The 14,438-nt window shown below is 72.7% G+C and carries 10 protein-coding genes; 4 read left to right on the top strand and 6 right to left on the bottom strand.

All coding sequences use genetic code 11. The annotated features are described in order from the left end of the window. Positions 1 to 6 precede the first annotated feature (6 nt). Positions 7 to 663 (bottom strand): TetR/AcrR family transcriptional regulator, encoded by a 657-nt coding sequence (locus ACIQF6_RS12740; protein ID WP_400893579.1) that lies wholly within the window; start codon positions 661 to 663, stop codon positions 7 to 9. A gap of 341 nt (positions 664 to 1,004) precedes the next feature. On the opposite strand from ACIQF6_RS12740, the gene ACIQF6_RS12745 reads away from it, so the two are divergent. From ACIQF6_RS12745 to ACIQF6_RS12760, 4 genes are all read left to right on the top strand, one after another. Next, entirely contained in the window at positions 1,005 to 1,982 is a 978-nt protein-coding gene (locus tag ACIQF6_RS12745; RefSeq protein WP_400893581.1) for a tetratricopeptide repeat protein, read from the top strand. A gap of 552 nt (positions 1,983 to 2,534) precedes the next feature. Continuing rightward, the gene (locus ACIQF6_RS12750) at positions 2,535 to 3,161 is read left to right on the top strand and encodes a DUF6230 family protein (protein WP_400893583.1); all 627 of its coding nucleotides are present in this window, start codon (positions 2,535 to 2,537) and stop codon (positions 3,159 to 3,161) included. A 146-nt stretch (positions 3,162 to 3,307) separates the two neighbouring features. After that, complete coding sequence (locus ACIQF6_RS12755; protein WP_400893585.1) at positions 3,308 to 3,889, top strand: DUF6114 domain-containing protein; 582 nt, start codon at positions 3,308 to 3,310, stop codon at positions 3,887 to 3,889. Further along, entirely contained in the window at positions 3,886 to 5,151 is a 1,266-nt protein-coding gene (locus ACIQF6_RS12760; protein ID WP_400893587.1) for a hypothetical protein, read from the top strand. The genes ACIQF6_RS12755 and ACIQF6_RS12760 overlap by 4 nt, the downstream gene beginning before the upstream one ends. A 65-nt stretch (positions 5,152 to 5,216) precedes the next feature. On the opposite strand, the gene pyk is transcribed toward ACIQF6_RS12760, so the two are convergent. The 5 genes from pyk to ACIQF6_RS12785 form a co-directional block, all read right to left on the bottom strand. Beyond that, complete coding sequence (pyk, locus tag ACIQF6_RS12765; protein ID WP_400893589.1) at positions 5,217 to 6,647, bottom strand: pyruvate kinase; 1,431 nt, start codon at positions 6,645 to 6,647, stop codon at positions 5,217 to 5,219. 112 nt (positions 6,648 to 6,759) lie between these two features. After that, positions 6,760 to 7,968 carry an acetate kinase gene (locus tag ACIQF6_RS12770; RefSeq protein ID WP_400893591.1) on the bottom strand — a complete coding sequence of 403 codons (1,209 nt, stop codon included), beginning with the start codon at positions 7,966 to 7,968 and terminating at the stop codon, positions 6,760 to 6,762. Beyond that, a complete protein-coding gene (pta, locus tag ACIQF6_RS12775; RefSeq protein ID WP_400893593.1) occupies positions 7,965 to 10,094 on the bottom strand; it encodes a phosphate acetyltransferase in 2,130 nt (709 codons plus the stop codon). Before pta ends, ACIQF6_RS12770 begins: the two co-directional genes overlap by 4 nt. Positions 10,095 to 10,219: 125 nt before the next feature. Next, positions 10,220 to 12,748, bottom strand: coding sequence for a 1,4-alpha-glucan branching enzyme (glgB, locus tag ACIQF6_RS12780; RefSeq protein WP_400893595.1), 2,529 nt, complete (start codon positions 12,746 to 12,748; stop codon positions 10,220 to 10,222). A gap of 135 nt (positions 12,749 to 12,883) precedes the next feature. After that, complete coding sequence (locus ACIQF6_RS12785; protein WP_400893597.1) at positions 12,884 to 14,371, bottom strand: maltokinase; 1,488 nt, start codon at positions 14,369 to 14,371, stop codon at positions 12,884 to 12,886. Positions 14,372 to 14,438: the final 67 nt, after the last annotated feature.

Below are 14,438 nucleotides of genomic sequence, written 5' to 3' on the forward strand. Positions count from 1 at the left end.
GGACCGTCAGTGCAGCAGTCCCGGGAAGGGACTGAGCAGCAGCGTGGTGAAGCGGCGGATCCAGTCCGGGGTGACGGGTTCGCCGCTGACCAGCAGGCGGTGTTCGACGGTGCCGGCGATGGTGTCGAAGATGATGTCGATCTCCTCGTCGGCGTCGGCCGGGTCGAGGTCGGGATCCATTTCGCCGCGGGCCTGGGCGTTGGCCAGGCCGAGTTGGACCAGGACCTTCTGCGGCTGGACGATCCGTTCCCGGATCCGGCGGCGCAGGTGGACGTCGCGGGTGCCCTCGGCGAACAGGGCGAGCAGGGCGGCCTGGGTCTCGGGGCGGGTGAGGAGTTCGGCGAACCGGCCGACCACGGCTTCGATGTCGGCCTGGAGGCTGCCGCGGTCGGCGCACTCCAGCTGGTCGAAGAGGCTGGCGATGGCGTCGACCACGAGTTCGCTCTTGGACGGCCAGCGCCGGTAGAGGGTGGTCTTGGCGACGCCGGCGCGCTGGGCGACGTCGCCCATGGTGAGTCCGCCCCAGCCGAGTTCGGCGAGGGCCTCGCGGGTGGCGTCCAGGATGGCCTGGTCGGCGGCGGCGCTGCGGGGGCGGCCCTTGCCGCGGGTGGGCGGCGGGGTGTCGGCGGCCGGTGGGTCCGGCTGCCTGGTGGTGGGGGCCACCGCGCCTCCTCAGCGAATTTACTCAGAAGTAACTTGTTGGCCCCACGGTAGCGACCTGCGGCGCTGCCCGATACCCGCCCCGGGTCGGAAAGTGGGACAGCTCACGCTCCCGGAGGGCGGTTGGGGCTTGCGGGGGGAGCCCGGGGGGCAGATACGCTACGACCAGTAGCGAAAGAGCGACAACCAACGCGCCCTGCCCTCTGGGATCGGGCGGGCGCGGGGCGTGGATGGGGATCCGCGTCCGAACGGTCGGGCCCCGCCGAGTGAGGCGGGCCGTCCGGGTTTCGGCATTTCCGGGCGGATGGCGTCCGGTACCGGCTCCGGCGGGGGAGGATAGAGCCATGCAGTCACGGAATTCGCGTCTCAACAGCTCCGCCCTGCGCGGTGCGGTGGACCTCGCCGCGGTGAAGGCGGCCGGAGAGGCCGCCCAGAAGGCGGAGCAGACCCGGGCCGAGCGGGCCCGGCAGGCGGCGGCGGGCGACGGCCCGGCGCTCGCGGACCACCCCCTGGTGCTGGACGTCACCGAGGACACCTTCGAGTCGGAGGTGGTCCAGCGGTCGACCGAGGTCCCCGTGGTGGTCGACTTCTGGGCCGAGTGGTGCGGCCCGTGCAAGCAGCTGAGCCCGATCCTGGAGCGCCTCGCCGAGGAGTACGCGGGCCGGATCGTGCTCGCCAAGATCGACGTGGACGCCAACCCGCTGATCGCCCAGCAGTTCGGCATCCAGGGCATCCCGGCCGTGATGGCCGTGGTGGCGGGCCAGCTGGTGCCGCTGTTCCAGGGCGCCGAGAACGAGTCGAACGTCCGCAAGGTGCTCGACCAGCTGATCGCGGTCGCCGAGCAGCGCTTCGGCATCGTCGGCACCGCCGCCGGTGGGGCGACCGAGGAGGCGGCCCCGCGGGTGCCGGTCGACCCGGCGCTGGAGGCCGCGCACGAGGCGCTGGACCGGGGAGACCTGGGCGGCGCGGTGCAGGCGTACCAGAACGTGCTGAGCGACCGGCCGGGCCACGTCGAGGCGAAGCTCGGCCTGGCCCAGGCGCAGCTGCTGCAGCGGGTGGAGAAGCTCGACCCGCAGCAGGTGCGCACCGAGGCGGCGGCCGACCCGAAGGACGTGCAGGCCCAACTGCGGGCGGCGGACCTGGACTTGGTCGGCGGGCACGTCGAGGACGCGTTCGGCCGGCTGGTCGACACCGTGGCGAAGACCTTCGGCGACGACCGGGACACCGTGCGGCTGCGGCTGCTGGAGCTGTTCGAGGTGATCGGCCCGGAGGACCCGCGCACCGTGGCGGCCCGTCAGGCCCTGGCCCGGGTGCTGTTCTGACGGCACTGGGTGACACGTCGGATGACCTGCGGTGTCGTCGGTGATTTGACGACTTTCGCGGGTAATCCGGGCAGGTTTACCAAATCTTGATAACACCCCTTCTCCGTCGCCCTGTGTGACGGAGGAGGGGTTTTTCGTCTGCGTTTGCGGCGGTCGCGGCCCCGGCGGCCCGGCCCGTTCGTCACACTGCGTAGTTGCGCTTTCGATCCTCTGAGCGAACGCGTTCACCGTTGGATTACCCGTCAGTAACGCACCCCTTGTGCTCCGCCCGGTATTCGAGCACGATCGGCGACGCCCGGTCCCTCCACCGTGAGGGTCCCCACCGGGTGAGGGCAGGGGGGTAACCGCAGATCCCACGCGGCGGTTCCTGGCCTCGGCGGTCGCGCAGCCCGCGCGCCCGCACGGTTGTCGCTCGGGGTGATCGCCGACGCCGTCCCCACGGCATCAGGCGCTCTCCGCTACCGAGGACGTAGCTCTCTCCCATTTCGGGCCGAACCGGGTGCGGGACGCACCGGAACGGCCGGAGATGTACGTCCTAGAAGGAGGACTCGCATGTCCACGTCTTACGGCAAGACCCGCTGGAAGCGCTTCGCCCTGGTGATGGTGCCGAGCATCGCGGCCACCGCCGCGATCGGCGTCTCCCTGGCCAACTCCGCGCTCGCGGCCTCGTTCGCGGTCTCCGGCCAGCAGTTCAAGGTCACCGTCGACCAGCTGCACGGCGAGAACTTCTCGCAGTTCGGCGGCGTCGACATGGAGGCCAACCACACCCCGCACCCGGTCGCCATCTCGGCGTTCGACCACGCGACCCTGCAGAACCTGTGCCAGTCGGTCGTCACCGACCTCGGCCCGCTCGGCAAGTGGACCCTGGTCCTGAAGGCCGGCGACAAGAAGCCGGTCGACGCCAAGCAGCTGCTGATCGACATGAACCAGCTGAACGCCGACGCCGAGTTCCACAACATCAACATCGGCCAGGAGGCCAGCACCCTCCAGGGCACCGGCATCGACAAGCTGAAGAAGGACGGCGGCACCCTGCCGTCGGGCGCGCAGGGCTTCTCGCAGTCCGCCGAGACGGCGGACCTGTCGGGCGTCCAGCAGACCGCCTGGGCCACCTCGGCCGGCACCTTCACGCTCCCGGGCCTGAAGCTGAACCTCACCCAGGGCGTCAACGAGTGCTACTAGTCCGCAGTTGACGGCCCGTCAGTCGGGTCGGACGACGGACTGACCGGCCCGGGGGAGCGGCGACACGCCGCTCCCTCGGGCCGCACCCCGGGCCACCCCGGGGCCATCCGTATTTCCCCTCGGACCCACCATCGAGGAGTCGCACCATGTCCAGCGCAACCGTCGAAGCCTGGCCCGAGGGCCCGGCCGGCCTGGCCACCCGAGGTCGGCGGGGGTTCCGCGCCTGGCGGCGCACCCGGCCGTTCTGGGGCGGCCTGCTGGCCGTGATCGCCGGCCTCCCGATCCTGTACTTCCCCTACGCCAAGCTCAGCCTGGGCGGCCTGACCGTGGCGATGGCCACCACCGCCGGCGCCGGCTCGCTGCTGATCGGCCTGCTGATGATCCTGCTCGGCATCACCGCCTGGTGCCAGCCGATCGTGCGGGTCTTCTGCGGTGTGGCGACCACCATCCTGGCGCTGATCTCCATCCCGGTCTCCAACCTGGGCGGCTTCGGCATGGGCGCGATCCCCGGCCTGATCGCCGGCGGCCTGCTGGTCTCCTGGGCGCCGCTCCCGGCCGCCCCCGAGACCGCCGACCCGGCCGCCGCCGAGGCCGCCGTCCAGGACGCCGCGCCGACCGCGCAGGCCGTCGCCGCGCCGACCGCGCAGCTGCCCGCGCAGGCCGCCGCCGCGCAGCCGCCCGCGTACGAGGCCGCACCGACAGCGAACGCGGAAGGGGAGCAGCGGTGACGGACTCGGAGAAGTCGGCCGTTCCCGGCCCGCGGCACGCGGTGCCACGGGAGGGCGTGCGCTCCCGGCTGCGCGGACGGGCGCTGGCGATCGCCGCCGTGCCGACCGCGCTGCTGGTCGGCGCCGCCTACGCGCCGACCCTGGCGGTCGCCGCCGACCCGCAGTCGGGCGCCTGTGCGAGCAGCCCGGACACGGTGCTCAAGGAGACGCCCGTCCCGAAGAGCGAGATCGCGGTGCAGCCGGACTCCTCGGCGGACGAGGCGCCCGCTGCGCAGTCCGCGCAGTCCGGGCAGGCGCCCGCGGGCAGTGCCGCCGCGGTGCCGGCGGTGTTCGCCGGCTCGACCGGCGTGCAGTCCGCCGCCTACGTGACGCCGAACAACGCGCCGGCGGGCGGCGGGGTGCAGCAGGCCGGGGTGATCGACGACTGGTGGAACAACCTGATCCACCCGGGCGCCGCCACGGCCACCGGCCCGTCGGCCGCGCCGAAGGCCGCGACGGCCGAGCCCACCGCGAGCCCGAGCACCGCCCCGAAGCCGCCCGCCGAGCCGAGCCCCTCGGCCACCGGACAGCCGGCCACCGGGGCGCCCGCCACGCCGGACGCCCCGGACACCCCGGCCGGGCCGTCCCAGCCGGCCGGCGGCAGCACCAAGGCGCCGTCCACCAAGGCCCCGTCGACCAGGGCGCCGAAGCCGTCCGCGTCCGCCTCGGCCTCCGAGGACCCGAACTGCCTGGTGAGCACCCGGGGCCTGGCGGCGAAGGCCGCGCCCAAGGGCCACGTGGTGCCGGAGCAGAACTGGGTGCTGAAGTCGACCCGGCTGGCGCTGCACGGCTCGGTGTTCAACGGCGTCTACGACGTCACCACGCCGAGCGGCACCAAGCGGGTGCTGAAGTTCACCACCGACAGCGTCGACATCGAGAACCTGGACATGTCGACCATTCAGATCCCGGGCCTGACCTTCCACGTGAAGAGCCGCCCGGGATCGACCTCCACCATGCGCAGCGGCCCGGTCACCATGTACGTGGAGAGCCTGTCCGGGCACCTGGCGGAGGTCTACGGCCTGCCGATACCGATCGATCTGGGCCAGATCACGCTGACCCCGGACACCCTGCCGAAGTGGCTGTGGGACCTGCTGGGCGCGGTGCCGATCCCGCTGGACCTGACCCTCACCGACGCCAAGGCGGTGCAGGCCGGCCAGTTCGGCGGCGACCTGAAGATCCCGGGCATGCGGCTGTTCAACGACAAGGAGCCGTACGACGGCTGATCCTTCGTCAGAAGAACGTGAGGGCCCCCGACGGCGAACCGTCGGGGGCCCTCCGCTGTGCCGGGTCAGCGGCCGCCGCGGGTGCCCAGGTGGTGGACCTGCACCATGTTGGTGGTGCCGGGGATGCCGACCGGCACACCGGCGGTGACGATCACGGTGTCGCCCTCGGCGAGGCGGCCCAGCTTCAGCAGCTCGCGGTCGACCTGCTCGACCATCGCGTCCGTGGTGGCCACCTGCTCGGTGACGTACGCCTCGACGCCCCAGCTCAGCGAGAGCTGGTTGCGGGTGGCGACGTCCGGGGTGAAGGCGATCACCGGGATCGGCGAGCGGTAGCGGGACAGCCGGCGGGCGGTGTCGCCGGACTTGGTGAAGGCGATCAGTGCCTGGCCGTTGAGGAAGTCGCCCAGCTCGCACGCGGCGCGGGCGACCGAGCCGCCCTGGGTGCGCGGCTTGCGGCCCGGGTTGAGCGGCTGGAGGCCCTGCGAGAGCAGCTCCTCCTCGGCCTTCTCGGCGATCTTGCTCATGGTCTTGACGGTCTCGACCGGGTACTTGCCGACGCTGGACTCGGCGGACAGCATCACCGCGTCCGCGCCGTCCAGGATCGCGTTGGCGACGTCGGAGACCTCGGCGCGGGTCGGGCGCGAGGCGTGGATCATCGACTCCATCATCTGGGTGGCGACGATCACCGGCTTGGCGTTCCGGCGGGCCAGGGTGACCAGCTGCTTCTGGACCAGCGGCACCTTCTCCAGCGGGTACTCGACCGCCAGGTCGCCGCGGGCCACCATGATCGCGTCGAAGGCGAGGACGATCTCCTCCATCGCCTCGACGGCCTGCGGCTTCTCGATCTTGGCGATGACCGGCACCCGGATGCCGACCTCGTCCATGACCTTGTGGACGTCGTCGATGTCCGCGGCGTTGCGGACGAAGGACAGCGCGACCATGTCGACGCCCAGCCGGAGGGCGAAGCGCAGGTCGTCCTTGTCCTTCTCGGACAGCGCGGGCACGTTGACCGCCGCGCCGGGCAGGTTGATGCCCTTGTTGTTGGAGAGCACGCCGCCCTCGACCACCACGGTGCGCACCCGCGGGCCGTCGACGCTGACGACCTCCAGGGCGATGACGCCGTCGTTGATCAGGATCGGGTCGCCGGGCTTCACGTCGCCGGGCAGGCCCTTGTAGGTGGTGCCGCAGATGTGCTGGTCACCGGGGACGTCCTCGGTGGTGATGGTGAACGTGTCGCCGTTGTCAACGGTCACCGGGCCGTTGGCGAAGGTCGCCAGACGGATCTTGGGGCCCTGCAGGTCGGCCAGCACGCCGATGGTGCGGCCGGTGTCCTCCGACACCTGGCGGACGCGGCGGTACCGGTCCTCGTGCTCGGCGTGGGAGCCGTGGCTCATGTTCAGTCGGGCGACGTTCATGCCCGCTTCGACGATGGCCTTCAGCTGTTCGTAGGAGTCCGTGGCAGGACCCAGGGTGCAGACAATTTTCGCTCGGCGCATATCCGTCAGTCTATCCGTTCGTGTTATCGATGCATTCGACTCGAATCGCCAGATATCGCCAACGAACATTCCGAGGGATGGGATACTGACGGGTAGTCAGCTCGCGTCGGCCCTACACCTCATGGACCAGCGCGAACGTCTGCTGGGCGATCTCCAGTTCCTCGTCGGTGGGCACCACGGCGACGGTCACCCGGCCGTAGGACGGCGAAATCGTCCGGGCCCGGCGCGAACGCACCGCGTTCAGCTCCGGTTCCACCGAAATGCCCAGTTCCTCCAGATTGGCACAGACCGCCGCCCGGACCTCCGCGGAGTTCTCCCCGACACCCGCGGTGAAGGCGACCGCGTCCACCCGGCCCAGCACCGCGTAGTAGCCGCCCAGGTAGCGGCGGATCCGGTGCACGTACGAGTCGAACGCCAGCTTGGCGTCCTCGTCCCCGCCCTGGGCGCGGCGCACCACCTCGCGCATGTCGTTGTCGCCGCACAGGCCGAGCAGGCCGCTGCGGCGGTTCAGCAGGTCGTCGATCTGATCGACGCTCAGGCCGCCCACCCGGTGCAGGTGGAACACCAGGCCCGGGTCCACGTCGCCGGAACGGGTGCCCATCACCAGGCCCTCCAGCGGGGTCAGGCCCATCGAGGTCTCCACGCACACCCCGCCGGCCACCGCCGACACCGACGCGCCGTTGCCCAGGTGCAGCACGATCACGTTCAGCTCGGCCGGGTCGCGGCCGAGCAGCCGGGCGGTCGCCCGGGAGACGTACTGGTGCGAGGTGCCGTGGAAGCCGTAGCGGCGCACCCGGTGCTCCTCGGCGGTCTTCCGGTCGATCGCGTACCGGGCCGCGTACTCCGGCAGGGTGGAGTGGAAGGCGGTGTCGAACACCGCGACCTGCGGCAGGTCCGGGCGCATCGCGCGGGCCACCTCGATGCCGGTGATGTTCGCCGGGTTGTGCAGCGGCGCCACCGGGATCAGCCGGCGGATCTCCGCCACCACCGAGTCGTTGATCAGCGTCGGCCGGGTGAAGCGCAGCCCGCCGTGCACCACCCGGTGGCCGATCGCGGCCAGCTCGGGCGAGTCCAGGCCCATCAGGTCCGCGGCCAGCTCGTCGGCGACCGCCCGCAGCGCCCCGTCGTGGTCGGCGAACCGCCGCACCTGCTCGCGCGGCTCCCCGGTCAGCGGCAGGTGCAGCAGCCGGCCCTCGACCTCGCCGATCCGCTCCACCAGGCCGGACGCCAGCCGGGCGCCGTCCAGCATGTCGATCAGCTGGTACTTCACCGAGGACGATCCCGCGTTCAGCACCAGGACCCGGGTACCGGTGGTGGTCACTGCGCGTCTCCCTCGGCGGACTGGGTCAGGGACTGGATCGCGGTGATCGCCACGGTCTGGACGATGTCCTCGACCAGGGCGCCCCGGGACAGGTCGTTCACCGGCTTGTTCAGGCCCTGGAGCACCGGGCCGACGGCGATCGCGCCGGCCGAGCGCTGCACCGCCTTGTAGGTGTTGTTGCCGGTGTTCAGGTCCGGGAAGACCAGCACGGTGGCCCGGCCCGCCACCGGCGAGCCCGGCAGCTTGGTCGCCGCGACCCGGGCGTCCACCGCCGCGTCGTACTGGATCGGACCCTCCACCAGCAGGTCCGGACGCAGCGCGCGGACCAGCTCGGTGGCCTTGCGGACTTTGTCCACGTCCGCGCCGGAGCCCGAGGTGCCGGTCGAGTACGACAGCATCGCCACCCGCGGCTCCACCCCGAACTGGGCGGCCGTCTCCGCCGACTGGATCGCGATGTCGGCGAGCTGCTGGGCGTCCGGGTCCGGGTTGACCGCGCAGTCGCCGTAGACCAGCACCTTGTCGGCCAGGCACATGAAGAACACCGAGGAGACGATCGACGCGCCCGGCGAGGTCTTGATCACCTCGAACGCCGGGCGGATGGTCGCCGCCGTCGAGTGCACCGCGCCGGACACCATGCCGTCCGCGATGCCCTCCTGCACCATCAGGGTGCCGAAGTACGAGACGTCGGTGACCACGTCGAGCGCCCGCTCCACCGTCATGCCCTTGTGCGCCCGGACCTTGGCGTACAGCTCGGCGAACTGCTGGCGCAGCGGGCTGGCCGCCGGGTCGACGATCCGCAGCTGTGCGCCGGAGTCGCCGGCCAGGGGGAACTCGATGCCCAGCGCGGCGGCCCGGCGGTGCACGGTCTCCGGCTCGCCCAGCAGGGTCAGGTCGCAGATGTTGCGGCGCAGCAGTACCTCGGCGGCGCGCAGCACCCGGTCCTCGGCGCCCTCGGGCAGCACGATGTGCCGGCGGTCGGCGCGGGCCCGTTCCAGCAGCGCGTGCTCGAACATCATCGGGGTCACCCGCTCGGACCGGGTCAGCTCGATCCGGCTGGTCAACTCGGCGGTGTCGACGTGCAGTTCGAACAGGCCGAGGGCGATCTCGGCCTTCCGCGGGTTGCCCGGGCCGATCCGGCCCTCCAGGTGGGTGAGCGCCGCGGCGGTCAGCCAGGAGCCCTCCGTCACCTCCGCCACCGGGGTGCCCGGGGCGAGCCGGGAGGCCAGCGCCATCACGTCCGGGCCCGGGTGCTGACCGAGCGTCAGCAGGACGCCGGCGATCGGCGGGGAGCCCGCCGCGTGCGCGGCCAGCGAACCGATCAGCAGGTCGGCGCGGTCGCCCGGCATCACCACCAGCGCGCCCTCGGTCAGCGCGTTCAGGAAGGTGGGCAGCATCGCGCCGCCGAACACGAAGCCCCGCACGTCCCGGGACAGGCCGGCCGCGTCGCCCAGCAGCACCTCGGCGCCGGTCGCCTCGACCAGCTGCGCCACGGTGGGCGCGGCCAGCGCCGGCTCCTCCGGGATCACGTAGACCGGCACCGGGAGCTTCTCGGTCAGCGCCCGCTGCACCTGCTGCTTGGCGCCCGGCGCGACCCGGTTGGCGATCATCGCCAGGATCGAGCAGCCCAGGTCGCGGTAGGCCCGGTGGGCGTTGCGGACCTCCGCGACCACCGCCTGCGGGTCGTCCTGCCGGCCGCCGACCACCGGGAGCACGGCCGCCCCGAACTCGTTCGCCAGCCGCGCGTTGAAGGCCAGCTCGTCCGGGATGTTGGTGCCGGAGAAGTCGGTGCCCAGCACCAGCACCGCCTGGCAGCGCCGCTCCAGCTGGTGGAACCGGTCGACCAGGGTGGAGACCAGTTCGTCCTGGCCGCGGGCGGCCTGAAGCGCCGCGGCCTCGTCGTAGGTCAGGCCGTACAGCTCGGTGGTCGGCAGGTCCAGCCGGTACCGGGTGCGCAGCAGTTCCACCACGTGGTCGGGGGCCGGCGTGCCGTCGTCCGCGGTGTGCACCAGCGGCCGGAACACCCCGACCCGGTCCACCTGGCGGGTCAGCAGTTCCATGACCCCGAGTTCCACGGCCTGTCGGCCGTCGCCCCGGTCGATCCCGGTCACGTACACGCTGCTCGCCACGGTGGAACTCTCCGTCCATCTGTCTCGGGCCGGTCATCACGACCATACCTTCGTATGACATTCGGACTGAGGTGCGGCACTGCCGTTCGGGCTGCTCCGGGGTGCCGGAGGTCCTGAACAGGTCGTCAGCTGTCCGGGCCGGCCGGGCGCAGCCAGACGGTGGCCAGCGGCGGCAGCACCAGCTCGGCCGAGCGCGGCTGGCCGTTCCACTGCGCGCCCTCCGCCTTCACCGGCTGCGAGTTGGCGACCCCGCCGCCGCCGTACCGCTCCGCGTCGGTGTTCAGCGCCTCCTCCCACAGCTGGTCCCGGCCCTCCAGCCGGGGCAGGCCGACCCGGAAGCCGTGCCGGACCACCGGGGAGAAGTTGCAGACCGCGACCAGCGGGCTGCCGTCGGCGGCGAACCGGACGAACGAGAAGACGTTGTCGTCGGCCGCGCCGCCGTCCAGCCAGCGGAACCCGGCGGGGACGGTGTCCAGCTCGTACAGCGCGGGGGTGTCGCGGTAGACCCGGTTGAGGTCGCCGACCAGGCGCTGCACGCCCCGGTGGTCGGCGTGCGCCTCCCACGCCTCGTCCAGCACCCACCACTGCGGGCCGCGCTCGTGCTCCCACTCGGCTCCCTGCGCGAACTCCTGCCCCATGAACAGCAGTTGCTTGCCCGGGTGGGCCCACATGAAGCCCAGGTAGGCGCGGTGGTTGGCGCGTCGCTGCCACCAGTCGCCGGGCATCTTGGAGACCAGCGCCTGCTTGCCGTGCACCACCTCGTCGTGCGAGATCGGCAGGATGTAGTTCTCCGAGTACGCGTACACCATCGAGAAGGTCATCTCGTTGTGGTGGTACTTGCGGTGCACCGGCTCCTTGGACATGTAGACCAGCGAGTCGTGCATCCAGCCCATGTTCCACTTCAGGCCGAAGCCCAGACCGCCGGAGTCGGTGGGCCGGGTGACGCCGTCCCAGGCGGTCGACTCCTCGGCGACGGTCAGCACGCCCGGGCAGCGCCGGTAGACGGTGGCGTTCATCTCCTGCAGGAAGGACGCCGCGTCCAGGTTCTCCCGCCCACCGAACTGGTTGGGCGACCAGTCGCCGCCCTCCCGGGAGTAGTCGAGGTACAGCATCGAGGCGACCGCGTCCACCCGCAGGCCGTCGACGTGGAACTCCTCGCACCAGTACACCGCGTTGGCGACCAGGAAGTTGCGCACCTCGGTGCGGCCGTAGTCGAACTCCAGCGTCCCCCAGTCCGGGTGCTCGGCGCGCTGCGGGTCGGCCGGCTCGTACAGCGGCTCGCCGTCGAACCGGGCCAGTGCGAAGTCGTCCTTCGGGAAGTGCGCGGGCACCCAGTCGACCAGGACGCCGATGTTGTGCCGGTGCAGGGCGTCGACCAGGAACCGGAAGTCGTCCGGACTGCCGAGCCGGGCCGTCGGGGCGTAGAAACCGGACACCTGGTAGCCCCAGGAGCCGCCGAACGGGTGCTCCATCACCGGCATGAACTCCACGTGCGTGAAGCCCAGTTCGTTCAGGTAGCCGGGCAGCACCTCGGCGATCTGCCGGTACGAGGTCAGGTCCGGCCGCCAGGACGCGAGGTGCAGCTCGTACACCGACATCGGGGCCCGGTGGTGGACGGCCCGCGCCCGCGCCGCCATCCACTCGGCGTCCTCCCACGCGTACCGGGACACCGTCACCACCGAGGCGGTGTCCGGCGGGCACTGGGCCGCGCGGGCCAGCGGGTCGGCCTTCTCGACCATCCGCCCGGAGCGGGTCATGATCTGGTACTTGTACTGCGCGCCCTCGCCGAGGCCCGGCACGAACAGCTCCCACACGCCGGACGAACCCAGCGAGCGCATCGGGTGCGCGGTGCCGTTCCAGTGGTTGAACGAGCCGATCAGCCGCACCCCGACGGCGTTCGGCGCCCACACCGCGAACGAGGTGCCGGCCACCCCGTCCACGGTGCGCACGTGCGAGCCGAGCGCGTGCCACAGCTGCTCGTGCCGGCCCTCCGAGATCAGGTGCAGGTCCAGTTCGCCGAGCGTCGGGGCGAACCGGTAGGCGTCCTGCTGCTCCAGCGGCGGACCGCCCGGGTACGTCACCTTCAGCGTGTAGGACGGGAAGCGCCGGCCGGTCAACAGCCCGGTGAACAGGCCGGCCTGCTGGTGCGTCAGCTCCGCCGGGCCGAGCGCGGTCTCCACCACCACCCGCTCGGCGAACGGGCGCAGCACCCGGATCGCGGTGCCCGTCGGCAGCGCGTGCGCCCCCAGCAGGGCGTGCGGGTCGTGGTGCGCGCCGGACACCAGGCGGTCCACCTCGCCGGGCGGCAGCGGCGCCTCCGGCAGGCGCAGCGCCGAGCCCGGCGCGGGCCGGACGGGCGCCGGGCGGGACTTCGCCGCCCGCCCGCCCGGCCCGGCCGCCGCGGCCGACGGGCTCTGGGCGGCCGACGGGCTCTGGGCGGTCGCCGGGTTCTGGGCGGTCGCCGGGTTCTGGGCGGTCGCCGGGTTCTCGGCCGGCGCCGGAGTCTTCGACGTCGGGCCGGACGGCCGCGCGGGCGCCGGCTGCGGCTGCTGCCGCCCGGCCCTCCTGCCGTGCTCGCCGTTCCGGAAGGTGGCCGGGACGGCCGGCCGGCGGTCGGCCGGCAGGGACGGGTCGAGCGGACCGAGCGGGGTCACGGCGGAGGCCTCCTGGATTCCTGCGAACGGGTCGGGGTTACTGCCGGTCGGGGGTACTGCCGGGAGAGCGGACCGCCCGGCCGCGGCGGCCGGGCTTGTGGGGGTCCCCCCGGCCCCTCGCGGGGCCGGGGGGAGTCAGACGGTGTCGGCCAGCCGGTTGATCGCGGCCAGCGGGATCGGCAGCCAGCTCGGCCGGTGCCGGGCCTCGTACACCACCTCGTACACGGCCTTGTCGATCTCCAGCGCGCGCATCAGCTCCGGCGACCCGGACGGGTCGGAGCCGCCGCCCGCGGTGTAGCCGGCGCAGTACGCGGCCCGGTTGCGGGCCGCCCAGGCGGAGGCCAGGTGGGCCAGTTCGGGGTCCTGGACGGGGGCGCCGGCCGGCAGGTGGGCGGCCGCGTAGTCGAAGGAGCGCAGCATCGCGGCGACGTCCCGCAGCGCGGGCTGCGGCAGTCGGCGCTCGGCCAGCGGCTTGGCGGGCTCGCCCTCGAAGTCCAGCAGCACCCAGCCCTGCGGGGTGCGCATCGCCTGGCCGAGGTGCAGGTCGCCGTGGATCCGCTGGACCAGCAGCCCGTCCAGGTGGGCGGCGGTCAGCTGCTGGAACGCGGAGCGCAGCGCCGAGCGGTAGCGCAGCAGGCCGGGCACCGCGGTGACCGCGGCGTCCAGCCGGTCGGCCATCGCACCGGCCAGTTCGGCGATCCGCGGCCGGTCCAGCCGGGTGGTGGGCATCGAGCGGGCCAGCACCCGGTGCACCTCGGCGGTGGCCCGGCCCAGCCGGTGCGCCTCGATCGCGAAGTTGCCCGGCGACGGGTCGCCCTTGAGCCGGGCGACCTGGTCGAGCGCCAGCTCCCAGCCGTCCTCGGCGTCCGGCAGGTAGCGCTGCAGCAGGCCCAGGGTGGCGGGCTCGGAGCGCTCCAGCCGGCATTCGAACCAGGCGGCGACCCGGGGGATGCGGGTCGAGCCGGCCCGGGAGAGCGCCAGCGACAGTTCCAGGTCGGGGTTGGTCCCGGGACTGATCCGGCGGAACAGCTTCAGGATGAACGCGGTGTCGTAGATCACCGAGGAGTTGGACTGCTCGGCGGTGGAGGCCCGTCCGGGGATGTTGCCCGGCAGCCCCGGGCCGGGGGTGCGGCGGAAGCACAGCGAGCCGAACCGGTCGCCGGTGGCCAGGTGCTCCAGCAGGCGGCCCGTCAGCTCCGGGTCGTGCACCGCGTCGTACAGCACCGCGCCGTCGTAGGTGCCGCCCGCCAGCCGGCCCAGCACCGCCCGCTGCCCGACCGCCGCGGGCCGCTCCGAGCGGATGCCGAGCAGCAGCTGGTACACGTCACCGGGGCCGGCGGCCGCCCCGCCGTGGTCCACCCGCAGCAGCAGGTGCAGCAGCGCGGGGTCGCCGACCTGGAGCGGGGTGCCGATCACCGGGACGAGGGCGGCGATCGGCCGGCCCTTGCCGGCGTACCAGCGCTGGACGGGAAGCCATTCGGCGATCAGCGGCAGGGCCGCCTGGACCAGCTCGCTGACTCCCGCGGCGGTTCTCCGGACCCCCGGCGCCCGCGTGCCGACCGGCCCGGGGGCGGCGGTCGGATCACGGTGCAGGTGGGCTTGAGAACGGGAGGTTTCGGACATGACTCCCTTTCCCCGGAAGCGGGCGGCTGCCCGACGGGTCGTGGCCGGGCCCTTCACTCTTCCGGAT

The sequence above is a fragment of the Kitasatospora sp. NPDC092948 genome (genome assembly GCF_044754805.1).
In the GTDB taxonomy this organism is placed as follows: Bacteria; Actinomycetota; Actinomycetes; order Streptomycetales; family Streptomycetaceae; genus Kitasatospora.

What these genes read in the sequence shown, in the direction of transcription:
- ACIQF6_RS12745 (WP_400893581.1), top strand. Translation starts at nt 1,005, where the DNA reads ATGCAGTCACGGAATTCGCGTCTCAACAGCTCCGCCCTGCGCGGTGCG.
- ACIQF6_RS12750 (WP_400893583.1), top strand. Translation starts at nt 2,535, where the DNA reads ATGTCCACGTCTTACGGCAAGACCCGCTGGAAGCGCTTCGCCCTGGTG.
- ACIQF6_RS12755 (WP_400893585.1), top strand. Translation starts at nt 3,308, where the DNA reads ATGTCCAGCGCAACCGTCGAAGCCTGGCCCGAGGGCCCGGCCGGCCTG.
- pyk (WP_400893589.1), bottom strand. Translation starts at nt 6,647, where the DNA reads ATGCGCCGAGCGAAAATTGTCTGCACCCTGGGTCCTGCCACGGACTCC.
- ACIQF6_RS12785 (WP_400893597.1), bottom strand. Translation starts at nt 14,371, where the DNA reads ATGTCCGAAACCTCCCGTTCTCAAGCCCACCTGCACCGTGATCCGACC.